Annotated in this window: 24 protein-coding genes; 13 read left to right on the forward strand and 11 right to left on the reverse strand. The window is 67.0% G+C overall.

Annotation, left to right across the window (positions count from 1 at the left end; translation table 11 throughout):
* The first annotated feature begins 15 nt into the window (after positions 1-15).
* Genes AC3WMA_RS22700 through AC3WMA_RS22715 form a run of 4 tightly spaced genes read left to right on the forward strand, consistent with a single transcriptional unit; the run spans position 16 to position 4,697 of the window.
* Entirely contained in the window at positions 16-1,212 is a 1,197-nt protein-coding gene (locus AC3WMA_RS22700) for an amidohydrolase family protein (protein ID WP_492287593.1), read from the forward strand.
* Positions 1,213-1,250: 38 nt separating this feature from the next.
* Positions 1,251-2,714, forward strand: coding sequence for an amidohydrolase family protein (locus AC3WMA_RS22705; protein ID WP_492287643.1), 1,464 nt, complete (start codon positions 1,251-1,253; stop codon positions 2,712-2,714).
* On the forward strand, positions 2,711-3,700 hold the full coding sequence (locus AC3WMA_RS22710) for an ABC transporter ATP-binding protein (RefSeq protein ID WP_492287594.1): 990 nt from the start codon (positions 2,711-2,713) through the stop codon (positions 3,698-3,700). Before AC3WMA_RS22705 ends, AC3WMA_RS22710 begins: the two co-directional genes overlap by 4 nt.
* A complete protein-coding gene (locus AC3WMA_RS22715) occupies positions 3,693-4,697 on the forward strand; it encodes an ABC transporter ATP-binding protein (protein WP_492287595.1) in 1,005 nt (334 codons plus the stop codon). The genes AC3WMA_RS22710 and AC3WMA_RS22715 overlap by 8 nt, the downstream gene beginning before the upstream one ends.
* Positions 4,698-4,853: 156 nt before the next feature.
* On the opposite strand, the gene AC3WMA_RS22720 is transcribed toward AC3WMA_RS22715, so the two are convergent.
* Entirely contained in the window at positions 4,854-5,285 is a 432-nt protein-coding gene (locus AC3WMA_RS22720; protein ID WP_492287596.1) for an OsmC family protein, read from the reverse strand.
* A 144-nt stretch (positions 5,286-5,429) separates the two neighbouring features.
* Here AC3WMA_RS22720 and AC3WMA_RS22725 point away from each other — a divergent pair, with 144 nt between their 5' ends.
* Positions 5,430-5,726, forward strand: a complete 297-nt coding sequence (locus AC3WMA_RS22725) for an antibiotic biosynthesis monooxygenase family protein (RefSeq protein WP_492287597.1) — start codon at positions 5,430-5,432, stop codon at positions 5,724-5,726.
* An 88-nt stretch (positions 5,727-5,814) separates the two neighbouring features.
* Here the strand turns inward: AC3WMA_RS22725 and AC3WMA_RS22730 are convergent, their stop codons facing one another.
* The 7 genes from AC3WMA_RS22730 to AC3WMA_RS22760 form a co-directional block, all read right to left on the reverse strand.
* The gene (locus AC3WMA_RS22730) at positions 5,815-7,473 is read right to left on the reverse strand and encodes an OFA family MFS transporter (protein WP_492287598.1); all 1,659 of its coding nucleotides are present in this window, start codon (positions 7,471-7,473) and stop codon (positions 5,815-5,817) included.
* Between the two features lie 96 nt (positions 7,474-7,569).
* A complete protein-coding gene (locus AC3WMA_RS22735; RefSeq protein WP_492287599.1) occupies positions 7,570-7,827 on the reverse strand; it encodes a formate dehydrogenase subunit delta in 258 nt (85 codons plus the stop codon).
* Positions 7,824-8,666, reverse strand: coding sequence for a formate dehydrogenase accessory sulfurtransferase FdhD (gene fdhD / locus AC3WMA_RS22740; protein WP_492287600.1), 843 nt, complete (start codon positions 8,664-8,666; stop codon positions 7,824-7,826). Before fdhD ends, AC3WMA_RS22735 begins: the two co-directional genes overlap by 4 nt.
* On the reverse strand, positions 8,653-11,535 hold the full coding sequence (gene fdhF, locus AC3WMA_RS22745) for a formate dehydrogenase subunit alpha (RefSeq protein WP_492287601.1): 2,883 nt from the start codon (positions 11,533-11,535) through the stop codon (positions 8,653-8,655). Before fdhF ends, fdhD begins: the two co-directional genes overlap by 14 nt.
* A gap of 10 nt (positions 11,536-11,545) precedes the next feature.
* The gene (locus AC3WMA_RS22750) at positions 11,546-13,111 is read right to left on the reverse strand and encodes a formate dehydrogenase beta subunit (RefSeq protein ID WP_492287602.1); all 1,566 of its coding nucleotides are present in this window, start codon (positions 13,109-13,111) and stop codon (positions 11,546-11,548) included.
* The gene (locus AC3WMA_RS22755) at positions 13,108-13,584 is read right to left on the reverse strand and encodes an NAD(P)H-dependent oxidoreductase subunit E (protein WP_492287603.1); all 477 of its coding nucleotides are present in this window, start codon (positions 13,582-13,584) and stop codon (positions 13,108-13,110) included. Before AC3WMA_RS22755 ends, AC3WMA_RS22750 begins: the two co-directional genes overlap by 4 nt.
* Before the next feature lie 227 nt (positions 13,585-13,811).
* Complete coding sequence (locus tag AC3WMA_RS22760; RefSeq protein WP_492287604.1) at positions 13,812-14,726, reverse strand: LysR family transcriptional regulator; 915 nt, start codon at positions 14,724-14,726, stop codon at positions 13,812-13,814.
* A gap of 210 nt (positions 14,727-14,936) precedes the next feature.
* Between AC3WMA_RS22760 and AC3WMA_RS22765 the strand changes: the two genes are divergently transcribed.
* Entirely contained in the window at positions 14,937-15,968 is a 1,032-nt protein-coding gene (locus tag AC3WMA_RS22765) for an LLM class flavin-dependent oxidoreductase (protein ID WP_492287605.1), read from the forward strand.
* A 126-nt stretch (positions 15,969-16,094) separates the two neighbouring features.
* Here the strand turns inward: AC3WMA_RS22765 and AC3WMA_RS22770 are convergent, their stop codons facing one another.
* On the reverse strand, positions 16,095-16,592 hold the full coding sequence (locus AC3WMA_RS22770) for an Lrp/AsnC family transcriptional regulator (RefSeq protein ID WP_492287606.1): 498 nt from the start codon (positions 16,590-16,592) through the stop codon (positions 16,095-16,097).
* A 228-nt stretch (positions 16,593-16,820) separates the two neighbouring features.
* Between AC3WMA_RS22770 and AC3WMA_RS22775 the strand changes: the two genes are divergently transcribed.
* The 6 genes from AC3WMA_RS22775 (at position 16,821) to AC3WMA_RS22800 (ending at position 22,467) form a co-directional block, all read left to right on the forward strand.
* On the forward strand, positions 16,821-18,080 hold the full coding sequence (locus AC3WMA_RS22775; RefSeq protein ID WP_492287607.1) for a 3-methyl-2-oxobutanoate dehydrogenase (2-methylpropanoyl-transferring) subunit alpha: 1,260 nt from the start codon (positions 16,821-16,823) through the stop codon (positions 18,078-18,080).
* A 4-nt stretch (positions 18,081-18,084) separates the two neighbouring features.
* Entirely contained in the window at positions 18,085-19,101 is a 1,017-nt protein-coding gene (locus tag AC3WMA_RS22780; protein WP_492287608.1) for an alpha-ketoacid dehydrogenase subunit beta, read from the forward strand.
* Positions 19,101-20,405 (forward strand): dihydrolipoamide acetyltransferase family protein, encoded by a 1,305-nt coding sequence (locus tag AC3WMA_RS22785; RefSeq protein ID WP_492287609.1) that lies wholly within the window; start codon positions 19,101-19,103, stop codon positions 20,403-20,405. The genes AC3WMA_RS22780 and AC3WMA_RS22785 overlap by 1 nt, the downstream gene beginning before the upstream one ends.
* A gap of 10 nt (positions 20,406-20,415) precedes the next feature.
* Positions 20,416-21,813: a dihydrolipoyl dehydrogenase gene (lpdA, locus tag AC3WMA_RS22790; protein ID WP_492287610.1), complete on the forward strand. Its 1,398-nt coding sequence runs from the start codon at positions 20,416-20,418 to the stop codon at positions 21,811-21,813.
* Positions 21,814-21,916: 103 nt separating this feature from the next.
* Positions 21,917-22,048, forward strand: a complete 132-nt coding sequence (locus AC3WMA_RS22795; protein WP_492287611.1) for a hypothetical protein — start codon at positions 21,917-21,919, stop codon at positions 22,046-22,048.
* Between the two features lie 11 nt (positions 22,049-22,059).
* Positions 22,060-22,467 (forward strand): DUF983 domain-containing protein, encoded by a 408-nt coding sequence (locus AC3WMA_RS22800; RefSeq protein WP_492287612.1) that lies wholly within the window; start codon positions 22,060-22,062, stop codon positions 22,465-22,467.
* Between the two features lie 10 nt (positions 22,468-22,477).
* On the opposite strand, the gene AC3WMA_RS22805 is transcribed toward AC3WMA_RS22800, so the two are convergent.
* On the reverse strand, positions 22,478-23,836 hold the full coding sequence (locus AC3WMA_RS22805) for an aminotransferase-like domain-containing protein (protein WP_492287644.1): 1,359 nt from the start codon (positions 23,834-23,836) through the stop codon (positions 22,478-22,480).
* A gap of 169 nt (positions 23,837-24,005) precedes the next feature.
* Between AC3WMA_RS22805 and AC3WMA_RS22810 the strand changes: the two genes are divergently transcribed.
* Positions 24,006-24,494 (forward strand): Lrp/AsnC family transcriptional regulator, encoded by a 489-nt coding sequence (locus AC3WMA_RS22810; RefSeq protein ID WP_113587173.1) that lies wholly within the window; start codon positions 24,006-24,008, stop codon positions 24,492-24,494.
* Positions 24,495-24,624: 130 nt separating this feature from the next.
* Here the strand turns inward: AC3WMA_RS22810 and mgrA are convergent, their stop codons facing one another.
* Positions 24,625-25,647 carry an L-glyceraldehyde 3-phosphate reductase gene (mgrA, locus tag AC3WMA_RS22815; protein WP_492287613.1) on the reverse strand — a complete coding sequence of 341 codons (1,023 nt, stop codon included), beginning with the start codon at positions 25,645-25,647 and terminating at the stop codon, positions 24,625-24,627.
* Between the last annotated feature and the right edge of the window lie 3 nt (positions 25,648-25,650).

A 25,650-nucleotide genomic window follows, 5' to 3' on the forward strand; every position in this document is an offset into this window, starting at 1 on the left:
GAGGATACGCCTGCGATGACTGCCTCCCTCCTCATCCGCAATGTCAGGCCGAATGCCGGGCCGGCTCTCGATATCCTGATCGAGAACGGCCGCATCACCCGGATGGCGAAGGACATCACGGCACCCGCCGGCGTGACGGTCGAGGACGGCCGCGGCGACATCGCGATCCCCGGCCTGATCGAGGCTCACGCCCATCTCGACAAGAGCCTCTTGGGCATGACCTGGTACGTCAATGAGGTCGGCCCCAAGCTGCTCGACAAGATCGACAACGAGCGCCTGAGCAAGAAACGCCTCGATCTCGACCCGGCGCGCCAGTCGGCGCGCCAGACCGTCCAGTCCTCGATGCTGGGCTCGACCCATACCCGCAGCCATGTCGACGTCGACACCGATCTCGGCCTCTGGGGCGTCGAGGGCATCATGAAGACCCGCGAGGATTACGCGGACATCATGGACATCGAGCTCGTCGCCTTCCCGCAATCCGGACTGCTGCGCCGGCCGGGCACGCTGGAATTGATGCACGAGGCGATGAAGGCCGGCTGCGAGATCGTCGGCGGGCTCGACCCCTGCGCCATCGACCGCGACCCGAAGGGCCATCTCGACGCGATCTTCGGGCTCTGCCAGACCTATGGCCGGCCGCTCGACATCCACCTGCACGAGCCCGGCGAAATGGGCCTGTTCTCGCTCGACCTGATCATCGAGCGCACCCGCGCGCTCGGCATGAAGGGCAAGGTCACCGTCAGCCACGCCTTCTGCCTGGGCACCGCGCCCGAGCTGGTCGATCCCGTGATCCCGCAGCTCGCCGAGCTCGACATCGCGATCATGACGACAGCGCCGGCCCGCAACACCGCGCCGGCCGTCAAGAAGCTGCTCGATGCCGGCATCCGCGTCTGCTCGGGCTCGGACGGCATCCGCGACACCTGGGGTCCCTATGGCAATGCCGACATGGTCGAGCGCGCCATGTTCATCGGCCTGCGCAACAATTTCCGCCGCGACGACGAGGTCGAGCTCGGCCTCCATGTCTGCACGACGGGTGGCGCCCAGGTGATGGAAATCGCCGATTACGGTCTCGCCGAGGGCAAGATCGCCGATCTCGTCATCATGCCCGGCCAGAGCCTGACGGATATCGTCGTGACGCGTTCGCCCAAGCGCCGCGTTATCAAGCGCGGCAAGATCGTCGCCCGTGACGGCGTTTCGGTGAGGACTGCCCCGTGAACCTGCAAGCCAAGAAGCGCCCCGAAGGCCGCATCCTGATGACCGCGCGCTGGGTGGTCGGCCACAAGGACGGCCGCCATCGTCTCTACGAGAATGGCGAGGTCGTCTTCGAGAACGGCGAGGTCGTCTTTGTCGGCCACGGCTTCCCGGGCGAAGTCAGCAGACGCATCGATTACGGCCATGCCCTGATCGGGCCGGGCTTCGTCGATTGCGATGCGCTCTCGGATCTCGACACCACCATCCTCGGCTATGACAACCAGCCGGCCTGGAAGAAGGGCCGCGTCTGGCCGCGCAGCTATCTCGAAGCCGGTCCCTACGAGATGTACACGCGCGAGGAATTGGCCTTCCAGAAGCGCTATGCCTTCTCCCAGTTGATCCGCAACGGCATCACCACCGCGCTGCCGATCGCCTCGCTGTTCTATCGCGCCTGGGGCGAGACGGTTCAGGAATTCGAGGACGCGGCCGAAGCGGCTGCCGATCTCGGCATGCGCGCCTATCTCGGCCCGGCCTATCGCACCGGCAATCAGGTGGTCGAAAGCGACGGCCGGGTCGTCACCTATTACGAGGAAGACCGTGGCCTCGCCGAGCTCGACGCCGCGATCGATTTCGCCAGGCGCCATGAGGGCGTCGCTGGCGGCCTGATCCGCGCGATGTTCGCGCCGGACCGCATCGAGACCTCGACGGCCGAGCTTTTGCGCCGCACGGCGGCTGCCTCGCGCGAGCTCGACATCCCCGTCCGGCTCCACTGCTGCCAGTCGAAGATCGAGTACGACCTCGTCCTCGCCCAGCACGGCATGAGCCCGCCGGAATGGCTGGAAAGCCTCGGCTTCCTCAACGAGCGCTGCCTGCTGCCGCATGGCACCGTCGTCTCCGGCAGCCGCCTGATCGACCGTCCCGGCCGCGATCTCGAGATCATCCGCGATTCCGGCGCCAGCATCGTGCATTGCCCGCTGGTCTCCGGCCGGCACGGCAACAGCATCAATCATTTCGGCAGCTATCGCGCCATGGGCCTCAACATCGCCATGGGCACCGATACGGCGCCGCCGGATATGGTGATGAACATGCAGACCGGCATGATCCTCTCCCGCACCATGGCCGGCAATGTCGGCGCCGTGCGCTCCGAGGATTATTACGACGCGGCGACCCTCGGCGGCGCGAATGCTCTGCAACGGCCCGATCTCGGCCGCCTCCAGCCGGGCGCCCGCGCCGATATCACCGTCTTCGAATTCGACCGGCCGCATAGCGGGCAGGTCATCGATCCCATCCAGACGATGATGCTGACCGGCCATGGCCGCGATTTCGCGACCGTGGTGATCGACGGCCGCTTCGTCATGGAGAACCGGGCGATCCCCGGCCAGGACGAGGCCGCCGACAACGCCCGCGCCCAGAAGCAGTTCGAGGGCGTGATGTCGCGCTATCCCGAGCGCACGCTCGGCCACCCGCCGATGAGCGAGATCTTCTCGTCGAGCTACCCGATCGAACGCAGCGAGGCCTCTGCATGACCGCGCCCGCCGCCGCGCCTCTCCTGTCCGTCCGCGACCTGCGCATCGTCTTCGATGGCCGCCACGGCCCGTTGACCGCGCTGGACGGCGTCTCCTTCGACATCGCGCCGGGCGAGATCCTCGGCGTGGTCGGCGAATCCGGGGCCGGAAAGTCCCTGACCGGCACGGCGGTGATCGGCCTGCTCGATCCGCCGGGCCGTGTCGCCGGCGGCGAGATCCATCTCTCCGGCCAGCGCATCGACAACCTGCCGGCGGAGCAGATGCGCAAGCTGCGCGGCCGGCGCATCGGCGCGATCTTCCAGGACCCGCTGACCTCGCTGCATCCCTTGCTCAAGGTCGGCGACCAGCTCGTCGAGACCATCCTGACCCATCTGCCGGTCAGTCGGGCGGAGGCGCGCAAGCGCGCGCTCGACCTGCTCAAGGAGGTCGGTATCCCCGCCGCCGAGACGCGGATCGACCATTTCCCGCATCAGTTCTCGGGCGGCATGCGCCAGCGCGTCGTCATCGCGCTCGCGCTCTGCGCCGAGCCCTCGCTGATCATCGCCGACGAGCCGACGACCGCGCTCGACGTCTCGATCCAGGCGCAGATCACCACCTTGCTGAAGCGGCTTTGCCGCGAGCACGGCACGGCGATCATGCTGGTCACCCATGACATGGGCGTGATCGCCGAGACCGCCGACCGGGTCGCGGTGATGTATGCCGGCCGCATCGTCGAGATCGGCCCGGTCCAAGAGGTGACGCGCCGGCCGAGCCACCCTTATACCGCCGGCCTGATGGCCTCGATCCCGAGCGTCCATGTCCGGCACGAGCATCTCAACCAGATCGACGGCGCCATGCCGCGCCTCAACGCCATCCCGCCGGGCTGCGCCTTCAACCCGCGCTGCGGCCGGGCGGAGGATTTCTGCCGCGAGCACAAGCCCGGCCTGCCCTTGGCCGGGCATGCTGCCGCCTGCCATTTTCCCCTGAAGGAGGCGGCCCATGCTTGAGCAGGTTTCGACGCTCGCCCCCGCCCAAGCCGCCGGCGACGACATCATCCTCGATGTCGAGGCCGCCTACTGCCGCTTCGACGTCTCGGCGCCGGCCCTGTCGCGGCTGTTCTCAAAGGAGCCGCGACGCATCCTGCGCGCGGTCGAGAGCGTCTCCTTCACGGTCAGGCGCGGTACCACCTACAGCATCGTCGGCGAATCCGGCTGCGGGAAGTCGACGCTCGCCCGCATGGTCGTCGGCCTCCAGCGCCCGACCGAGGGCAAGCTCAGCTTCCGCGACATCCGCCGTGCCGACGGCACCATCGGCCCGCCGCGCGTGCAGATGATCTTCCAGGACCCCTATGCCTCGCTCAATCCGCGCTGGCGTGTTGGCGACATCATCGCGGAACCGATCCGCGAGCTGAACCTGCGCGCCGACGAGGCGGCCATCCAGCAGCGCGTCGGCGACCTGCTCGAAGTGGTCGGCCTGTCGCGCACCGATGCGAGCCGCTATCCGCACGCCTTCTCCGGCGGCCAGCGCCAGCGCATCTCGATTGCGCGCGCTCTCGCGACCGAAGCCGATTTCCTCGTCTGCGACGAGCCGACCTCGGCGCTCGACGTTTCCGTGCAGGCGCAGATCCTCAACCTGATGGTCCGGCTGCAGAAGGAATTCGGGCTGACCTATCTCTTCATCAGCCACAATCTCTCGGTCGTCCGGCACATGTCGGACGACCTCGCGATCATGTATCTCGGCCGCTTCGTCGAGGCCGGGCCGGCCGAGCAGGTCTTCACCCGGCCGCAGCACCCCTATACCCGCCTGCTGCTCGACACGATCCCCGATGTCGAGCGCCCGAACCGGGAACGCCGGCCGATGTCCGGCGAGGTGCCGAGCCCGATCAGCCCGCCGGCCGGCTGCACCTTCAATCCGCGCTGCGCTCAAGCCGCCGATCGTTGCCGCGTCGACCGCCCGGAGTTGCGCAAGCTCGGCGAGGTCAGCGTCTCCTGCCACTTCGCCTGAGGCGGGGCGTTCTGGTTACGCTCGGAACCGCTTCGTCATCCCGGGCTTGCCCCGGGATCCATCGGAGGGCTCCGAAGCTCTACGATGGATCCCGGATCGGCGCCGCTTCGCGGCTTGTCCGGGATGACGCGTTGTGTCCGTCAGAGATCGTCAGCCTCAATCGGCCAGCGTCGCTTCCAGCGTGATCGGCGCCTTGAACAGCTTGGAAACCGGGCAGCCGGCCTTGGCCTTGTCGGCCAGAGACTGGAAGGTCGCCTGGTCGGCGCCAGGCACCTTGCCCTTCAGCGTCAGGTGGATCGCGGTGATCGCATAGCCGTCGTCAAGCTTGTCAAGCGTCACGCGCGCGGTGGTGTCGAGCGCATCGGCCCTGAGATTGGCTTCTCCCAGGATGAGCGAGAGCGCCATGGTGAAGCAGGCGGCATGCGCCGCGCCGATCAGCTCCTCGGGGTTGCTGCCGGGCTTGCCTTCGAAGCGGCTGGCGAAGCCGTAAGGATAGGCGTCGAGCGCCTTGGTCTCGGTCGAGATCGTGCCCTTGCCGTCCTTGATGCCGCCCTCCCAATGGGCCGCGCCGGTCTTGTTGATCGCCATGATGCTGTCTCCCGTTCTGGTTGGATCGGTACTTTGCGGCTGGAACGCTACCCTTTGACAACGGTCCAGCGCGAGTCCGGTTCATCGTGACGACAAAGGCTCCGAATTGCCCTAAGGTCATCGCTCCGAACGCTGGAGGCTGTCATGACCGCATTCAACGCCGTTCGTTTCAAGGTGAAGCCGGGGATGGAGACTGCCTTCCTCGACGCTCACAACAAGATCGCCGAGGACTGGCCGGGCCTGCGGCACGCCAACATCATCGCGGCCGGCGAGGGGCGCTACTGCATCATCGCCGAATGGGAGAGTTTCGAGGCGATGGTGGCGGCCCGTCCGCAGATGATCGCCACGCTCAACAGCTTCCGCCATACGCTCGATGATCTCGGCAACGGGCTCGGCGTCACCGATCCGATCGCCGGGTCGGTTGCCGTCTCGCTGAAATAGGGCGCCGCTCGACAGCTTCGCCGCAAAAGCGGAAGGCCCGCACCGATCGCTCGATGCGGGCCCCCCGATTGGCCGGTGATCTCGCCGCTCAGCGGAACAGCGCCAGCGACTTCGACAGCGTGATCCAGACGCCCCAGGCGATCGGCAGGCCGACGACCGCCCAGGCGAGCAGGGCCGGGCCGTTGAAACTGCCCTTGCCGATGCCGCAGGAGCCGTAATGGGCCGTCGCGTCGACGCTCGCCGACCGCTTCTGCAGCGCTGCGACCTCGGCTTCCTTCATGAACCATTTGGTCGCAACCGGGCGCACCAGCAGGTTGCAGAGGAAGCCGAGCACCAGCATGCCTGCGAGGATATACATGGTGCGGTCATAGACCTGCGCACGCGGCACCCCGGCATTGATCTGCGCCTCGCGGATATAGTTCACCACCACCGGGCCGATGATGCCGGCGGTCGACCACGCCGTCAGCAGGCGGCCATGGATGGCGCCGACGAACTGCGTGCCGAACATGTCGGCGAGATAGGCCGGGACCGTCGCGAAGCCGCCGCCATACATCGACAGGATGATGCAGAAAAAGCCGACGAAGAGCGCGAGCGATCCGGCATGCGCCGCCCAGGGCGAGAGCGCATAGAGCAGGATGCCGAGCCCGAAGAAGGTGGCATAGGTCAGCTTGCGCCCGAGCTTGTCCGAGAGCGAGGCCCAGAAGAAGCGCCCGACGATGTTGAACAGCGAGAGCAGGCCGACGAAGGCCGCCGCGATCGTGGCGATCTGCGTCTTCTGGCCGGCATCGAGCGCGGCGAAGCCGATCTCCGGCTTGCCGATCAGCGAGCCCGCGAAGATCTCCTGCAACATCGGCGAGGCCATGCCGAGCACGCCGATGCCGGCGGAGACGTTGAGGCAGAGCACGGCCCAGATCAGCCAGAACTGCTTGGTCTTGTGCGCGTTCTGGAGATGGACGTGGCCGGAGGTGATCATCGCGTTCTGGGTCACCGGCGGCGTCCAGCCTTCCGGGCGCCAGTTCGCCGGCGGCACGCGATAGCCGAAGGTGCCGGCCATCATGAAGACGAAGTAGATCGCGGCCATCGCGACGAAGGTCTGCCAGACGCCGACCGAGGCGGGCGTCTTGAACGTGTTCATCAGCATGTCCGCCAGCGGCGAGCCGATCATGGCGCCGCCGCCGAAGCCCATGATCGCCATGCCGGTCGCCATGCCGCGCCGGTCCGGGAACCATTTCACCAGCGTCGAGACCGGCGAGATATAGCCGAGGCCGAGACCGATGCCGCCGATCACGCCGGAGCCGACCCACATCAGCCAGAGCTGGTGCGTGTAGATGCCCAGCGCCGAGATCAAGAGACCGCCGCACCAGCACAAGGTCGAGACGAAGGCCGCCTTGCGCGGTCCGACGCGCTCGAGCCAGCCGCCCCAGATCGCGGCCGAGGAGCCCAGGAAGACGAAGAACAGGGTGTACATCCAGCCGAGATCGGCGACCTTCCAGTCGCAGGCCGTGGTGAACAGCGAGCCGATCAGGCCGACATCCGCCGCGCAGGCGACGGGCTTGGTGATGCCGATCGCCTGGCTCAGCGGCAGCCAGAACACCGAGAAGCCATAGGCCATGCCGATGCAGAGATGGATGCAGAGCGCAGCCGGTGGCACGAGCCAGCGGTTGAAGCCCGGCTTGGCGATAGTCCGTTCGCGGTCGAGCAGGCCAATGCCGCCCCCGACCTGTCCGATATCCTGTGCGACGCTCATTCCCGGTGTCCTTTCCCCAAAGCTTCGCCGTTCGGGCCGGGTAGGGTCCCAGCTCGCTTGTGTGTTCTCATCGCCGGCAGAACCGGCGTCTGGCTGCTAACCTCCGCGCCCCGGCCTGATCCGCGGCAGGGCATGCCGCAGCAGGGGCGTGAGGTCCTCCGGCCGGTTGGCGAAGGCGGCGAGGAAGTCCCCGCGCATGCGTCCGGTCCAGAACTGGTTGATATGGTCGGCGACGGAAGCGGCCGCTTCCGCCTCCGGATAGGCCTTGAAGAAATCGGCGATCTGCCCGGCCATGCGCCGGAGCTTCTCGACGTTTTCAGCGTGGTGATCGGTGGTCAGGCCAGCCTCCGTCATCGGGCGATCGTCTCAGGCTCTGGCGCGAGCGCACCGGTGAAGACGATGCAGCCGTCGCGTCGTGCGACGGCGGCGAGCGTCAGGCCGAGATGCCGGGCGCGCTCGATTGCAAGCGAGGTCGGCGCGGAGATCGCGACCAGCGTGCCGGCGCCGAAGATCGCGGCCTTCTCGACCATCTCGAACGAGGCGCGGCTGGTGACGAGCAGGAAACCTTCGCCGGCATCGGCCCCGGCGCGGAGCCGGGCGCCGATCAGCTTGTCGAGCGCATTGTGGCGGCCGACATCCTCGCGCACCGCCAGGATCGCGCCCGAGGCATCGCACCAGGCGGCGGCATGGACGGCGCGGGTGAGCTGGTTCAGCGGCTGATGCTTGTCGAGCGCCGCGAGCGCGGCCTCGATCGCCGATGCGGAGACGGCACGCGAAGCCCGCGCCGCCGCATCGGCCATCGGGATTTCCGCGATGGTCTCGACCCCGCAGAGTCCGCAGGAGGTGCGGCCCGAGAGATTGCGCCGCCGCGCCAGATGCTCGCGGAAGCGGCCGGGCGCGAGCTCGACCGTGACGATGACGCCCTCGTCCTTCGGCTCCACGGCGATGCCGCGGATTTCGTCCGCCCCGCGCACGATGCCTTCGGTCAGGCTGAAGCCGGCAACGAAATCCTCCAGATCGGACGGGCTCGCCATCATCACCGCATAGGGCATGTTGCCGTAGACGATGTTGATCGGCGTCTCGACCGCGACCTCGATCTCGCGCGCGGCTTCCCGCGCCGCGCCGAAGCGCAGCGGATCGGCGGTGACGGCGGCCGAGGCCGGTGGCTGGGCTTCGCGGTTATTCCGCGGCATCGGGCAGGCGCTCCGCGATCCGGCGCAAGGTCACGTCCTCCTCGAAATTCTTCTCCTGCCAGGCGGAATAGGCGTTGGTGCGGCGAACCTCGACGGCGGTGACCTTATATTCCGGGCAGTTCGTCGCCCAGTCCGAATAGTCGGTCGTGATGACGTTCGCGCCGGTCTTGGCATGGTGGAAGGTCGTATAGACCACGCCCGGCTGCATCCGCTCGGAGATCACGGCCCGGAGCGCGATGTCGCCCGAGCGGCTGGCGAGCGCGACGAGATCGCCGTCGCGGATGCCGCGGCTCTCGGCGTCGAAGGCATGGATCTCCAGCACGTCCTCGTCATGCCAGGCGCCGTTCTCGGTGCGCCTTGTCTGCGCGCCGACATTGTATTGCGAGAGGATACGGCCGGTGGTGAGCAGCAACGGGAAGCGCGGCCCCGTCCGCTCGTCGGTCGCGATGTACTCGGTGATCATGAACTTGCCCTTGCCGCGCACGAAGCGGTCGACATGCATCAAGGGCGTGCCGGTCGGCGCCTTGTCGTTGCAGGGCCACTGCACCGAGCCGAGCTTGTCGAGCTTGTCGTAGGAGACGCCTGCGAAGCTCGGCGTCAGCCGCGCGATCTCGTCCATGATCTCGCTGGGATGGCTGTAGCTCATCTCGTAGCCGAGCGCGCGGGCTAGGTCGATCGTGACCTGCCACTCGTCCTTGCCTGCGAGCGGCGCCATGACCTGCCGGACGCGGTTGATGCGCCGCTCGGCATTGGTGAAGGTGCCGTCCTTCTCCAGGAAGGAGGCGCCCGGCAGGAAGACATGGGCGTATTTCGCCGTCTCGTTCAGGAAGATGTCCTGGATGACGACGCATTCCATCGAGGCCAGGCCGGCCGTGACATGCTTGGTGTTCGGGTCGGACTGGGCGATATCCTCGCCCTGGACATAGAGGCCCTTGAAGGTGCCGCCGACCGCCTCGTCCAGCATGTTGGTGATGCGCAGGCCCTGCTCGGGATCGAGCGGCACGCCCCAGAGCATCTCGAAGACCTGCCGGGTCGAGTCGTCGGAGACGTGGCGATAGCCCGAGAATTCGTGCGGGAAAGAGCCCATGTCGCAGGAGCCCTGGACATTGTTCTGCCCGCGCAGCGGATTGATGCCGACGCCGTCGCGCCCGATATTGCCGATCGCCATGGCGAGGTTGGCCATCGCCATCACCGTGGTCGAGCCCTGGCTGTGTTCGGTGACGCCGAGCCCGTAATAGATCGCGCCATTGCCGCCGGTGGCATAGAGCCGTGCCGCGGCGCGCACATCCGCCGCCGGCACGCCGGTATATTGCTCGCTTGCCTCGGGCGAATTCTCCTCGCGGGCGACGAAACGCGCCCAGTGCTCGAAATCGCCGAGATCGCAACGCTCGCGCACATAGGCCTCGTCGATCAGCCCCTCGGTGACGACGACATGGCTGAGCGCATTGAGCAGCGCGACATTTGTGCCGGGCCTCAGCGGCAGGTGGTAGTCCGCCTTCACATGCGGGGACTGCACCATGTCGATCTTGCGGGGATCGGCGACGATCAGGCGGGCGCCCTCACGGATGCGCTTCTTCATCCGCGAGGCGAAGACCGGGTGGCCGTCGGTCGGGTTGGCGCCGATGACGAGGATGACGTCGGATTTGGCGACGGACTTGAAGTCCTGCGTGCCGGCCGAGGTGCCGAGCGTTGTCCGCAAGCCATAGCCGGTCGGCGAATGGCAGACGCGGGCGCAGGTATCGACATTGTTGTTGCGGAAGGCGGCGCGCACCAGTTTCTGGACGAGGAAGACCTCTTCGTTGGTGCAGCGCGAGGATGTGATGGCGCCGACCGATTCACGGCCATATTTCGCCTGGATACGCTTGAACTCGGAGGCCGCGTAGTTGATCGCCTCGTCCCATGAGACTTCGCGCCACGGGTCCGTGATCTTCGCCCGGATCATCGGCTTGGTCATGCGGTCGGTATGGGTGGCATAGCCCCAGGCGAAGCGGCCCTTGACGCAGCTATGGCCCTCGTTCGCCTTGCCGTCCTTGTAGGGCACCATGCGGATGACGCGGTCGCCCTGCATCTCCGCCTTGAACGAGCAGCCGACGCCGCAATAGGCGCAGGTCGTGACCACCGAATGCTCGGGCTGGCCATGCTCGATGACCTTGTTCTCCATCAGCGTCGCCGTCGGGCAGGCCTGCACGCAGGCGCCGCAGGAGACGCATTCGGATCCCAGGAAATCGGTCGGTCCCGCCGCGACGCGCGAGTCGAAGCCGCGGCCGGTGATCGTCAGCGCGAAGGTGCCCTGCACCTCCTCGCAGGCCCGCACACAACGATTGCAGACGATGCATTTCGACGGGTCGTAGGTGAAATAGGGGTTGGAGGTGTCCTTCGCGAGCCAGTTCTCGTTGACCGCGCTGTCCTTGCCCTTGGCGAAGACGTGGTTCTCGCCCTCATAGCCGTAGCGCACCTCGCGCAGGCCCACCGCGCCGGCCATGTCCTGCAATTCGCAATCGCCATTGGCCGAACAGGTCAGGCAGTCCAGCGGATGGTCGGAGATGTAGAGCTCCATCACGCCCTTGCGCAGGCCGGAGAGGTTCTCCGACTGGGTGCGGATGATCATGCCGTCTTCCGCCGGCGTGGTGCAGGAAGCGGGCGTGCCGCGCCGCCCCTCGATCTCGACGAGGCAGAGCCGGCAGGAGCCGAAGGGTTCGAGCGAGTCGGTGGCGCAAAGCTTGGGGATCTTGGTGCCCAGGCTCATCGCCGCCGCCATCACCGAGGTGCCGGCCGGCACCGTGACGCTCTGGCCGTCGATAGTCAGCGTCACCGTCTTCTCGGAAAGCCGGATCGGCGTGCCGTAGTCGATTTCCTTGATCAGGCTCATCTCAGCCTCCTCACTCGGCTGCCATTGGCAGCGGAGGACGGTCGAAATCCTCGGGGAAATGGTTCAGCGCGCTCAGCACCGGCATCGGCGTTAGCCCGCCCATGGCGCAGAGCGAGGCATCGGTCATCAGCTTCGAAAGATCGCGCAGCACGGCGATGTTCTTGGGAACTTCGGTGCCGGCGATAATGCGGTCCATAGTTTCGACGCCACGCGTCGCGCCGATGCGGCAGGGCGTGCACTTGCCGCAGCTTTCCTTGGCGCAGAATTCGAAGGCGAAGCGGGCCTGCTTGGCCATGTCGACGCTGTCGTCGAACACGACGATGCCGCCATGGCCGAGCATGGCGCGCATCGCGGCGAGCGCCTCGTAATCCATCTGCACGTCGAGCTGCCCGGCCGTGAGGTAGGCGCCGAGCGGCCCGCCGACCTGCACGGCCCGGATCGGCCGGCCCGAGAGCGTGCCGCCGCCCATATCCTCGATGATCTCGCGCAACGAGATGCCGAAGGCGAGCTCGATCAGCCCGCCGCGCCTGACATTGCCGCCGAGCTGGATCGGCAGCGTGCCGCGCGAGCGGCCCATGCCGTAATCGGCATAGGCCTGGGCGCCATGATCCATGATCCACGGCACGGCGGCGAAGGAGAGCACGTTGTTGACGACGGTCGGCTTGCCGAAGAGCCCTTGCAAGGCCGGCAGCGGCGGCTTGGCCCGGACGATGGCGCGCTTGCCTTCAAGGCTCTCCAGCAGGGAGGTCTCCTCGCCGCAGATATAGGCGCCTGCGCCGAGCCGCACTTCGAGATGAAAAGCGTGCTGCGAGCCCAGCACCGAAGCGCCGATCATCCCGGCGGCTTCGGCCTTCAGGATGGCGCGCTGAAGCGTGCGATGGGCATGCGGATATTCCGAGCGCAGGTAGATATAGCCGCGCGTCGCCCCGACTGCGATCGCAGCGATCGCCATGCCCTCGATCACGAGATAGGGGTCGCCTTCGAACAGCATGCGGTCGGCGAAGGTGCCGCTATCGCCCTCGTCGGCATTGCAGACGATGTATTTCTGCTCCGCCCTGGCGTCGTGGACCGTCTTCCACTTGATGCCGGTGGGGAAGCCGGCGCCCCCGCGTCCGCGCAGGCCGGACGCCTTCACCGCCTCGACGATCTCGCCACCGGTGAGCGCGAGGGCCTTCTCCAGCCCCTTGAAGCCGCCATGGGCGCGATAGTCTGCAATTGAGAGCGGATCGATGACGCCGACGCGCTCGAAGGTGAGGCGCTGCTGGCGCTTCATCCAGTCGAGCTCCTCGGTCTTGCCGAGACGCAAGCCATGCGCGCCGCCCGTGACGAAGCCGGCATCGAAAAGCGAGGGCACATCCTTGGCCGCGACCGGCCCATAGGCGATCCGGCCCTCGTTCGTCTCGACCTCGACCATGGGCTCCAGCCAGAGCATGCCGCGCGAGCCGTTGCGGACGATCTCGACGGAAAGGCCGCGCGCCGCCGCTTCGTTGGTAATGGCCTGCGTGACGGCCTCCGCGCCGACCGACAGGGCGGCAGCGTCGATGGGGACGAAGATGCGGACCGGGTTGGCGCTCATGAATGCGCCCTTCCGTGCTGGCAAAGCCCGGCGATGCGGGCGGCATCGACGCGCCCGATCAGTTCGCCATCGACCAAGGCCGAGGGCCCGAGCGCGCAATTGCCGAGACAATACACCGTTTCGACGATGGCGTCGCCGGCATGGTGGTCGTCGACCGTGATGCCATATGTGCGGGCGAGGTCATCGACGACCGTTTCGCAGCCCAAAGCCTGGCAGGCCTCGGCCCGGCAGAGCTTGACGATGCGGGCCGGCTGCGGGGCGGTCTTGAAGTCGTGATAGAAGGAGATCGCGCCATGGACCTCGGCGCGCGACAGGTTCAGCGCCTCCGCGATCAGCGGCACGGCCTGCGGATCGACATAGCCGAACTCGTCCTGCAGGGCGTGCAGCATCGGCAGCGTGGCGCCTTCCAGATGCGCCAGCCCCGCGACGATCATGCGTGCGCTGTCCTGATCCCAGGCCGTATAAGCCGCCATCTTTCCTCCATAGGCCCGGTTCGCCGGGCGCTCGTTAAGGGGAGGGTGGTTGAAACTGGAATGATTTCAAATCGTTTCTTTCGAAGGTGTGATAGGCGGTGGCTATCAAAACGGAGCGATAGCCGCTGATGCGGCTTGAATGCTCCGTTCTCGTGACTTGAAAATTTCGGAAAGCTGCCGCTTTGCGCCGCACAATGCTGCGCTGCTTCTAAGACGATAGACGAACTCTATCGTACGATCGGGCGCCGCGGCAGCCGCGCGTCGGTTACCGGCTTCGTCATCATCAGGAGGTTGCGCGCGAGCGGCGCCACCGGTTGCCGGTCCGCCACGATCAGCCCGATCGTGCGCTGCGCCTCCGGCTCGACCAGCGGCAGCGCCTTGGTGCCGAGCGGCACGCCGAAGAACTCCAGCAATTGCAGCGAGACGATGCTGGCGATGCCCTGGATGCCGGCATGCGAACAGAGGTTGAAGATCGAGTTGGTCTCGATGGACGGGCGCGGCGCCGTGCCGACCGAGCGGAAGATGCCGTCGATGATGCGCCGGTTCTGCATGTCGCCGGTGAGCAGGCAGAGCTTCTGCTCGGCCGCCTCGACCCAGGAGATGGTGTCGCGCGCGCCGAGCGGCCCATCCTCGCGCGTCAGCAGCACATAGGATTCCTGGTAGATCGGCTTGGAGATCACCCGGTCGAGCGGTTCGTTGTCGAGATAGGTCAGGCCGACATCGAGCTCGAAATTGTCGATCCGCTCCTGGATTTCCTGCGAGGTCAGCGAGAGCACGGTCAGCGACACCGCCGGATAGCGCTCCGAGAACGGCGCGGTGATATGGGCGATCATCGGCAGCGCCGTCGGGATCGCGCCGAGCCGGACGCGACCCGAGACGCCTTCGCGCAGTTCGGCGATCGAATCCTTCATCACCTCGGCCTCGGCCAGGATGCGGCGGGCATGGGCGAGCACGACCTCGCCCTCCTTGGTGAAGCCCTGGAAGCGTCGCCCGCGCTCGACGATCATCACGCCGAGCTCTTCCTCGAGCTGCACGATCGCGGCCGAGAGTGTCGGCTGCGAGACATGGCAGGCCTCGGCCGCGCGGCGGAAATGCTTCTCGCGGGCGAGCGCGTCGAGATAGACCAGCTGGCGAATGATCATGGCGTCGGCTCAGAGGCGGCCGAATATCGCCGCGCGCCCGAGCATCGGCAGCTTGCGTGGGCGATGCAAGCGCGGCGGTTGCATTCCTGCAAACAGCCTGTTGCTGGCAGGGCAACGCCTGGAGAATTGCGCTGCGGCAATCCCGACCCTAACTCCCGGAGGCCGGGATGGCCGGCAGGCAAAGGGTCGCGTCGCGGCCTCGGGATGATCATGGCACAGGAACTGGAATTCGGGCTCGACACCTTCGGCGACGTCACCAACGGGGCGGACGGCAAGCCGCTGCCGCATGCGCAGGTGATCCGCAATCTCGTCGACGAAGCCGTCCTGGCCGACGAGATCGGCATCGATTTCATCGGTGTCGGCGAGCATCATCGCGCCGATTTCGCGGTGTCCTCGCCGGAGACGGTGCTGGCCGGCATGGCCACGCGCACCAGCCGGATCAAGCTCGGCTCGGCCGTGACCGTGCTGAGCTCGGACGATCCGATCCGCGTCTTCCAGCGTTTCGCGACGGTCGATGCGCTCTCGAACGGCCGCGCCGAGGTCATCCTCGGCCGCGGCTCCTTCACCGAGTCCTTCCCGCTCTTCGGGCTGGACCTGCGCGATTACGAGAAGCTGTTCGAGGAGAAGCTCGACCTCTTCGCCGGCCTGCTGCCGCAGGAGCCATTGACCTGGCAGGGCTCGATCCGCCCGCCGCTCAAGGACCAGCTGGTCTATCCGCCGATCGAGCATGGTCCGCTCAAGACCTGGATCGGCGTCGGCGGCAGCCCGGAATCGGTGGTGCGCGCGGTGCGCTACGATCTGCCGCTAATGCTCGCCATCATCGGCGGCGACCCGCAGCGCTTCAAGCCGTTCGTGGACTTGTACCACCGCGCCTATGGCCAGATCGGCAAGCCGGCCAAGCCCGTCGGCGTGCATTCGCCGGGCTATGTCGCGGCCACCGACGAGCAGGCCAGGGAGGAGTTCTTCCCGGCCTACAAGCAGATGCGCGACCGCATCGGCGCCGAGCGCGGCTGGCCGCCGATGGGCCGGGACGAGTTCGAGCAGGAGGTCTCGCGCGGCTCGCTCTATCTCGGCTCGCCCGAGACGGTGGCCCGCAAGATCGCCGCGACGGCCAAGGGCCTGGGCATCGCCCGGTTCCAGCTGAAGTACAGCGCCGGCCCGCTGGAGCACGAGAAGGCGATGGAGTGCATCCGGCTCTACGGCGAGAAGGTCGTGCCGCTGGTGCGGGATATGCTGGCGTAGAGCGTTCGCAAAACCCGTCATTTTCGGGCGAAGCGAAGCGGAGACCCGAGAATCTCAGGCCGGTGAGGCTCAAGGAGCCTCTTTCGGCAGGAGATGCTCGGGTCAAGCCCGAGCATGACGGCTTACTTACCCCACCACTTTCAGTGGATCGACCGAGAGCGTCCGCTTCAACGCCCTCAGCCCGAAGGTCGTCCGCGTCTGCCGGACGCCGGGAATGCGGTAGATCGTTCCGCGCAGGAAGCGCTCGTAATGGTCGGTGCCGCTGACCACGACCTTGGCGAGATAGTCGTATTCGCCGGTCACGAGATGCGCCTCGACGACCTCCGGCGCGCGGCTCAGCGCCTCGCCGCACTGGTCGAGCACTTGGTCGTCATGCTTGTCGAGTGTGATCTCGACGAAGACGATGTTGTTGTAGCCGAGCGCCTTGTGGTCGAGCAGCGCGACATATTTCTCGATCGCGCCGGATTCCTCCAAGCGCTTCACCCGCGTCCAGCAGGGCGAGGGCGAAAGCCCGACCTTCTCGGCCAGGGCCTGTGTCGTCAGCCGCCCGTCATCCCGCAACGCAGCGAGAATCTTGCGATCGATCAGATCGAGAGCAGGACCGTTCTGGCTCTTTTTTTTCATCGGATGATCATTCTGGAAAAATGGTGTATGTCAGGAATTTCTTCTGCCTGATTTCGCCGTTTCCGGCAAATTCGGAATGAACCTCCGAACCGTCCCCGCTAGCGTTGGTTGCAAGGGGAACGATCGCCGGCCGGCTGTGCGTCCTGCCGCATCACGAGGAGCGCGAGAGGGCGCTTGCGGGATGCGTGCGAAGGCGGAATGCTGGCGGCGTCAGGGATGGAGGCGCTCATGAGCAGCGACAAGTCAGGCCAGGCGCCGGCAGCAACCCAGCCACTGCAGTTCCATGTCCCGAAACCAGCGAGCCGACCGGGCGAGAAGCCGGACTTCTCCCATGTCGTGATCCCGAAGGCGGGCTCGGTCGCGCGGCCGCCGGTCGATGTCGATCCCAAGGACATCCGCGACCTCGCCTACTCGATCATCCGCGTGCTCGACCGCGAGGGCGAGGCGGTCGGCCCCTGGGTGCCCGATCTCTCGCATGACGACCTGATCCGGGGCCTGCGCCACATGATGACGCTGCGCACCTTCGACGGGCGCATGCAGATGGCCCAGCGCCAGGGCAAGACCTCGTTCTACATGCAGCATACGGGCGAGGAGGCGGTGAGTTGCGCCTTCCGCATCGCGCTCCAGCCCGGCGACATGAACTTCCCGACCTATCGCCAGGCCGGCCTGCTGATCGCGCACGATTATCCGCTCGTCGACATGATGTGCCAGATCTACTCGAACGAGCGCGACCCGATGAAGGGCCGGCAATTGCCGGTGATGTACTCCTCCAAGGAGCACGGCTTCTTCTCGATCTCCGGCAATCTCGCGACGCAATACGTCCAGGCCGTCGGCTGGGCGATGGCCTCGGCGATCAAGAACGACACCCGCATCGCCGCCGCCTGGATCGGCGACGGCTCGACGGCGGAATCGGATTTCCACGCCGCGCTCGTCTTCGCCTCGACCTACAAGGCGCCCGTCGTGCTCAACGTCGTCAACAACCAGTGGGCGATCTCGACCTTCCAGGGCATCGCGCGGGGCGGCTCCGGCACCTTCGCGGCGCGCGGCCTCGGCTTCGGCATCCCGGCGCTGCGCGTCGACGGCAACGACTACCTCGCGGTCTATGCGGTCGCGCAATGGGCGGTCGAGCGCGCCCGCCGCAATCTGGGTCCGACGCTGGTCGAATACGTCACCTATCGCGCCGGCGCCCATTCCACCTCGGACGACCCCTCCGCCTATCGCCCCAAGCACGAATCCGACGATTGGCCGCTGGGCGACCCGCTGATCCGCTTGAAGCAGCATCTGATCGCGGTCGGTGCCTGGTCGGAAGAGCGCCACAAGCAGGCGGAGGCCGAGATTCTCGCCACCGTCATCGCCGCGCAGAAGGAGGCCGAGAGCTTCGGCACCCTGCATTCCGGTGGCAAGCCCTCGGCGCGCGACATCTTCGAGGACGTCTATGCCGAGCTGCCGCCGCATCTGCGCCGCCAGCGCCAGCAGATCGGAGTCTGACGCGATGGCACGCATGACGATGATCGAGGCGATCCGCTCCGCCATGGACGTCTCCATGGGCCGCGACGACGATGTCGTGGTCTTCGGCGAGGATGTCGGCTTCTTCGGCGGCGTCTTCCGCTGCACCCACGGTTTGCAGCAGAAATACGGGATGTCCCGCTGTTTCGATGCGCCGATCAGCGAGGCCGGCATCGTCGGCACGGCGATCGGCATGGCCTCCTACGGCCTCAAGCCCTGCATCGAGATCCAGTTCGCCGACTACATGTATCCGGCCTATGACCAGATCGTCTCGGAGGCGGCCCGCCTGCGCTACCGCTCGGCCGGTGACTTCACCTGTCCGATGGTTATCCGCATGCCGACCGGCGGCGGCATCTTCGGCGGCCAGACCCATAGCCAGAGCCCGGAAGCGCTCTTCACCCATGTCGCGGGCCTGAAGACGATCGTCCCCTCCAACCCCTATGACGCCAAGGGGTTGCTGATCGCGGCGATCGAGGACCCCGACCCGGTGATCTTCCTGGAGCCGAAGCGGCTCTATAACGGCCCCTTCGACGGCCATCACGACCGCCCGGTCACGGCCTGGTCGAAGCATGAGCTCGCCGAGGTGCCGGAAGGCCATTACACCGTGCCGCTGGGCAAGGCGGTGACGCGGCGCGAGGGCTCCGCCGTCACCATCCTCGCCTACGGCACCATGGTCCATGTCGCGCTGGCTGCCGCCGAGGACACCGGCATCGATGCCGAGGTGATCGACCTGCGTACGCTCGTCCCGCTCGATCTCGAAGCGATCCTGGCGTCCGTCCAGAAGACCGGGCGCTGCATCGTGCTGCACGAGGCGACGCTGACCTCCGGCTTCGGCGGTGAGCTTGCGGCGCTGGTGCAGGAACACTGCTTCTACCATCTGGAGGCGCCGGTCATGCGCGTCACCGGTTGGGACACGCCCTATCCGCATGCGCAGGAATGGGACTATTTCCCCGGCCCCGCCCGCCTCGGACAGGCGTTGCTAGACATCATGGAGGCACGCTGATGGCCGAGCGCATCATCAAGCTGCCGGATGTCGGCGAGGGCATCGCGGAAGCCGAACTCATCGAGTGGCACGTCAAGGTCGGCGACATCGTCCGCGAGGACGACCTGCTCGCCGCCGTGATGACCGACAAGGCGACGGTCGAGATTCCCTCTCCCGTCGAGGGCGAGGTCACCTGGGTCGGCGCCGAGGTCGGCGATACCGTCGCGATCGGCTCGGCCATCGTGAAGCTCAAGGTCGCGGGCGATAGTGCCGCGGCCGAAGAGCCGGCCGAAGACGCGCCTGCGGAGAAGCCGGTGCCGGCTGCTGCCGCTGCTCCGCCCAAGGCGGAAAAGCCTGCCGCGACGGCGGCCCCCGCCAAGCCGGCTGCACCGTCTCAGCCTGCTCCCAAGCCGGCGCGTGCCGGCGCCGCCCCCGCCCAGCGCCGTGCGCCGGGCGAGAAGCCGCTCGCTTCGCCGGCCGTGCGCCTGAAGGCGCGTGAGGCGGGGGTCGATCTGCGCCAGGTCCAGGGCACGGGTCCTGCCGGCCGCATCACCCATCAGGATATCGACGCTTTCCTGCTGCGCGGCCCCGAGCCGGCCCGTGGCGGCGGACTCGTCGAGCAGAGCGCCGTCACCGAGGTCAAGATCGTCGGCCTGCGCCGTCGCATCGCCGAGAAGATGGCGCTGTCGAAATCGCGCATCCCGCACATCACCATCGTCGAGGAGATCAACGTCTCGCCGCTGGAGGACCTGCGCGCGACGCTCAACAAGAAGCCGACGCCGGAGCGGCCGAAGCTGACGCTGCTGCCCTTCCTGATGCGCGCCATGGTCAAGGCGCTCGCCGAGCAGCCAGCGCTGAACGCGCTCTATGACGACGATGCCGGCATCGTGCGCCAGCATGCCGCGATCAATATCGGTATCGCCACGCAGACGCCGACCGGCCTGATCGTGCCGGTGGTGAAGCATGCCGAGGCGCGCGATCTCTGGGGCTGCGGCATCGAGCTTGCCCGCCTCGCCGAGCGCGGCCGCGACGGCACCGCGACGCGCGACGAATTGACCGGCTCGACGATCACCATCACCTCGCTCGGCGCGCTCGGCGGCATCGCGACGACGCCGGTGATCAACTATCCGGAAGTCGCCATCGTCGGCGTCAACAAGATGGTGGTGCGCCCGGTCTGGGACGGCACCACCTTCGTGCCGCGCAAGATGATGAACCTCTCCTCCAGCTTCGACCACCGCGTCATCGACGGCTGGGACGCCGCCGTCTTCGTGCAGCGGCTGAAGGAGCTGCTGGAGAACCCGGCCACGCTCTTCGTGGACATCTGAGGAGCGTGCCATGACCGAGATCACCTGCAAGCTCCTCGTCATCGGCGCCGGCCCCGGCGGTTATGTCTGCGCCATCCGCGCCGGCCAGCTCGGCATCGACACGGTCATCGTCGAGAGCACCAAGCTCGGCGGCTCCTGCCTCAATGTCGGCTGCATCCCCTCCAAGGCGATGATCCATGTCGCCGAGGAGTTCGAGAAGGCGGCGGAAGCAGCGGCCGGCAAGACGCCCTTCGGCCTGACCGCGGCCGAGCCGAAGCTCGACCTGAAGCAGGCCGTGGCCTGGAAGGACGGCATCGTCCAGCGCCTCAACAACGGCGTCGCCGGCCTGCTGCGCAAGGCCAAGGTCAAGATCGTCCATGGCCGCGCCCATTTCCGCGACGGCAAGACGGTCGTTGTCGAGACCGAGACCGGCCCGAAGACGATCCAGGCCGAGGCGATCGTCATCGCGACCGGCTCGGCCCCGGTCGAATTGCCCTTCCTGCCCTTCGGCGGCAACACCATCTCCTCGACCGGCGCGCTGGCGCTGACCGAGGTCCCGAAGCGCCTCGTCGTGGTCGGCGGCGGCTATATCGGGCTGGAACTGGGCACTGCCTTCGCCAAGCTCGGTGCCAAGGTCACCGTCGTCGAGGCGCAGGGCAAGATCCTGCCGCTCTACGATGCCGAACTGACCGGCCCCATCTCCAAGCGCCTGACCGCGCTCGGCGTCGAGGTGCTGCTAGGCGCCAAGGCGCTCGGGCCCACGCCCAAGGGCGACGGCCTGCGCATCGAGACGGCCGATGGCAAGGAGCGCAGCCTGCCGGCCGACAAGATCCTAGTCACGGTCGGCCGCAAGCCGGTCACGGATGGTCTCGGTCTCGAAAACCTCGTGCTCGACATGGATGGCCGTTTCATCCGCATCGGCGAACGCTGCGAGACGGCGATGCGCGGCATCTATGCCATCGGCGACGTCACCGGCGAGCCAATGCTGGCGCACCGCGCCATGGCGCAGGGCGAGATGGTGGCGGAGATCGTCGCCGGCTTGCCGCGCGCCTGGGACAAGCGCGGCATCGCGGCGATCTGCTTTACCGATCCCGAGATCGTCTCGGTCGGCCTCTCGCCGGACGAGGCCAAGCGTGCCGGCCATGAACTCAAGATCGGCCAGTTCCCCTTCGCCGCCAATGGCCGGGCAATGACCCGCCATGCCGAGGCTGGCTTCGTGCGCGTCGTCGCGCAGGCGGGCAGCGAACTCGTGCTTGGCATCCAGGCGGTTGGACAGGGCGTCTCGGAATTGTCGGCGGCCTTCGGGCTCGCCATCGAGATGGGCGCGACGCTTCAGGACATCGCCGGTACGATCCACGCCCATCCGACGCTGGGCGAAGCCTTCCCCGAGGCCGCGATGAAGGCGCTGGGCCACGCGCTGCATATTTGAGCAAAACGCCGTCATGCTCGGGCTTGACCCGAGCATCTCCTGCCGAAGGAGACTCCTGCGCCTCGCTTTCCAGAGATTCTCGGGTCAAGCCCGAGAATGACGCGTGTTCGCGACGGTCGAGCGGGTGCCCCGCGACCGATCCGCGCAGGCAGCCGGCTATGATGCATACAATCTTGACATTGTCTGCATCGAGCGCGATCTGAAGGGCGACGCCGAACGAACGGCGCCGTCCTGAGGAGACATTCCATGTCCGGCGAGCACTGGCCGCCACTTTCTCCGCTCAAGACCGGCCTGCGCGGCCGCTGCCCGCGCTGCGGGCAGGGCAAGATGTTCGAGGGTTTCCTGAAGCTGAAGCCGAAATGCGAGAATTGCGGCCTGGATTATGCCTTCGCCGATCCGGCGGATGGACCGGCCTTCTTCGTGATGATGTTCCTCTGCATCCCGGCGGTGGCTTTCCCGCTCTGGCTGGAACTGGCCTACAACCCGCCGACCTGGGTCCATCTGGTCACGACGCTGCCGCTGATCCTGCTGACCTGCATTCCGCCCTTGCAGCCGCTCAAGGGCTGGCTGGTCGCCTCGCAATATTTCCACAAGGCGGAGGAAGGCCGGCTCGCCCGCCCGGTGCCGCAGGAGAAGCCGCTCGCTTCGAACTGAGGCGGTGCGCTCAGCGCTCCGCCCGGATCAGCCCGGCGAGCAGGCCAAGAGCTTCCGCCAATCGCGCCCGCTCCGGGATCGCGCCGAGCGCGATCCTGATGGCGTCAGGTGCCGCATCGTCCGTGCTGAAAGCGTCCGCTGCCATCACGCCGAGTCCGGCCTCGCGGGCGCGTTCGATCAATCGGTCGCGCTCCCAATGTGCGGGCAGGGGCTGCCAGACATGCAGGGCATGCGGATGGGCCTGCATCGTCGCCGGCAGAATCTCCCGCGCCAGCAATTGCCGTTCGGCCGCCTCGCGCCGCACGCCGTCCAACAGGTCTTTCGCGGCTCCGATCCTGATCCAATGCGCGGCAAGCGCCGTCATCAGAGGCGCAGGCATGAGCGCGGTTGCCCGCAACGCAGCGAGGAACGGAGCGCCGTCGGCTCCTTCCGGCGTCACCACGAAAGCCGTGCGCAGGCCGGGGGTCAGCACCTTCGACAAGGTCGCGACATGCCATGTCCGCTCCGGCGCCAGGGCCGCGAGAGGGGCGGGCGCATCGCCTGCGAGCAGGCTATAGGGATCGTCCTCGATCAGGATGAGATCGCGGTACCGGGCGACGGCAACGAGATCCTGCCGGCGCCGTTCCGGAATGGTGATGCAGGTCGGGTTCTGCAATGTCGGCGTCAGGGCGAACAGCCTCGCACCATGGCGGCTCGCGGCTTCGTCGAGCGCGTCCGGCATAGGGCCATCGGCATCGCTCGTTACCGGCGCGATCGTCAGTCCGCGCTGCCGCGCCGCACCGATCAGGCCGGGATAGGTCAGCGGCTCCATCAGGATCGTGTCGCCGGGCCGTGCCAGCAGCGAGAGCAGGGCGGTGAGCCCGTTCTGAGCGCCCGGCACCACGGCAATCCGTTGCGGCGGAACCGCACCCGTCAGCGGTGCGAGCCAGGCCGCGCCGGCAGCGCGCTCGGCGAGCGAGCCGGCCCCGCCATGATAGTTCATCAACTGGTCGGCATCGCTACGCGCCAGGATTTCGGCGATGCCGCGCTGCATCAACTCGCCCAGCCGCAGGCCCTTCGGCGCTGGCGGAATGGTCATGCTGAGATCGAGCGGCGGCCCTTCCTGCTCCTGCCGCGCCGAGATGAAGGAGCCGCGCCCCGTCACCGCATCGATCAAGCCGCGCTCGCGGGCCTCGCCGAAGGCGCGCGTCACCGTGGTGAGATCGACCGCGAGGTGCTCGGCCAGTCGCCGTTGCGGGGGCAGGCGATCACCCGGCCGCAGCAGCCCGGACGCGACGGCCTGTTCGAGTTGCGCGACGATCTGCAGGTAGCGCGGTCCCGCCGCCGGATCGAGCCGGCCGGTCCAGTGGAGCGCGCCGTTGTCGACCATCGCCAAGCTGGTTTCCATACATTCGTTGGATTGTAGGTATCGCATAGCGCGGCCTGCGCGTTCGCGCCAGAGGCATGCCATCGCCGCCGGCCGCTTTCACGGAGATGCCGGTGGTGGCGAGCTTCCTCTCCTGTCATAGAGCGATTTCAGCCGGGACCGGAGACAGGGCATGGCACGCCTGCGCCTCGATGCGCTCGACCGCAAGATCATCGCGGAGTTGCAGATCAATTCACGCCTCTCGGTGCAGGATCTGGCCGAGCGGGTCGGCCTCTCTGCCTCGCCCTGCGCGCGCCGCATCCGCATCCTGGAAGAGGCCGGCGTCATCACCGGCTATGCCGCGATCATCGACCAGACCAAGGTCGGCCTGCCGATCAGCGTCTTTGTCTCGATCAAGCTGGAGCGCCAGCGCGAGGACGAGCTCGACCGGTTCTCGCAGGCCGTGGCGCGCTGGCCCGAGGTCGTCGATTGCTACCTGATGACCGGCCAGCGCGACTACCTGCTGCGCATCGTCGTGCGCGACCTGCCGGCCTATGAGCGCTTCCTCAAGGACAAGCTCACCCGCCTCGACGGCGTCGCCTCGATCGAGTCGAGCTTTGCGCTGGGGCAGGTGAAGCGCTCCAGCGCGCTCCCGATCGCGGCGGTGCCGGAGGAGGATTAAGTCGACTGGTCGGCCGATACAGCCGCCATTCTCGGGCGCCGCATAGCGGCGACCCGAGAATCTCAGGACGAGAGGGCGCTGGTTTCCGAGATGCTCGGGTCAAGCCCGAGCATGACGGCGGAGCGGGCGCTTATCGTTCCGCCGAAGCCGCCCAGATATTGATGCCGCCATCGACGGCGTGCCTGTCGATCGCTGCCAGTTCCTCAGCCGAAAACTCCGGGTTCTTCAACGCCGCGACGCAATCCGTCACCTGCTCCGGCCGGCTCGCGCCGATCAGGGCGGAGGTCACGCGCCCGCCGCGCAGCACCCAGGCGATCGCCATCTGGGCAAGGCTCTGGCCGCGCGCTGCCGCGATCTCGTTCAGCGCCGCGATGCTCCTGAGATTGTCATCGCTCAGGAAGCCCTCGCGGAAGGAGGGCGCCTTCTTGTCGGCGCGGCTGCCGACTGGGACGCCCTTCAGGTACTTGTCGGTCAGCATGCCCTGCGCCAGCGGCGAGAACACGATCGAGCCGATGTCCTCGGCGTCGAGCGTGTCGAGCAGGCCGTCCTGCTCGATCCAGCGGTTGAGCATCGAATAGCTCGGCTGGTGGATCAGGCAGGGTGTGCCGAGCCGGCGCAGGATCGCGACCGCCTCCTGCGTGCGCTTCGCATTGTAGGAGGAGAGGCCGACATAAAGCGCCTTGCCCTGGCGCACGATGGCGTCGAGCGCGCCCATCGTCTCTTCCAGCGGCGTGTTCGGATCGAAGCGGTGCGAATAGAAGATATCGACATAGTCGAGTTTCATCCGCTTCAGGCTCTGGTCGAGGCTGGAGATCAGGTATTTGCGGCTGCCCCACTCGCCATAGGGGCCGGGCCACATCCGGTAGCCGGCCTTGGTCGAGATCACGAGCTCGTCGCGATAATCAGCGAAGTCCTGCTGGAGGATTTCGCCGAAGGCAGTCTCGGCCGAGCCGGGCGGGGGGCCGTAATTATTGGCGAGGTCGAAATGGGTGATGCCGAGATCGAAGGCGGTGCGGCAGATCTCGCGCATGTTGGCGTGGCTGCCGGTCTCGCCGAAATTCTGCCAGAGGCCGAGCGAGAGCGCCGGCAATTGCAATCCACTGCGGCCGCAGCGGTTATAGCGCATCGCGTCATAGCGGTTCGGATTGACCATGGT

The organism is Allobosea sp. FW305-C-101 (assembly GCF_058783685.1).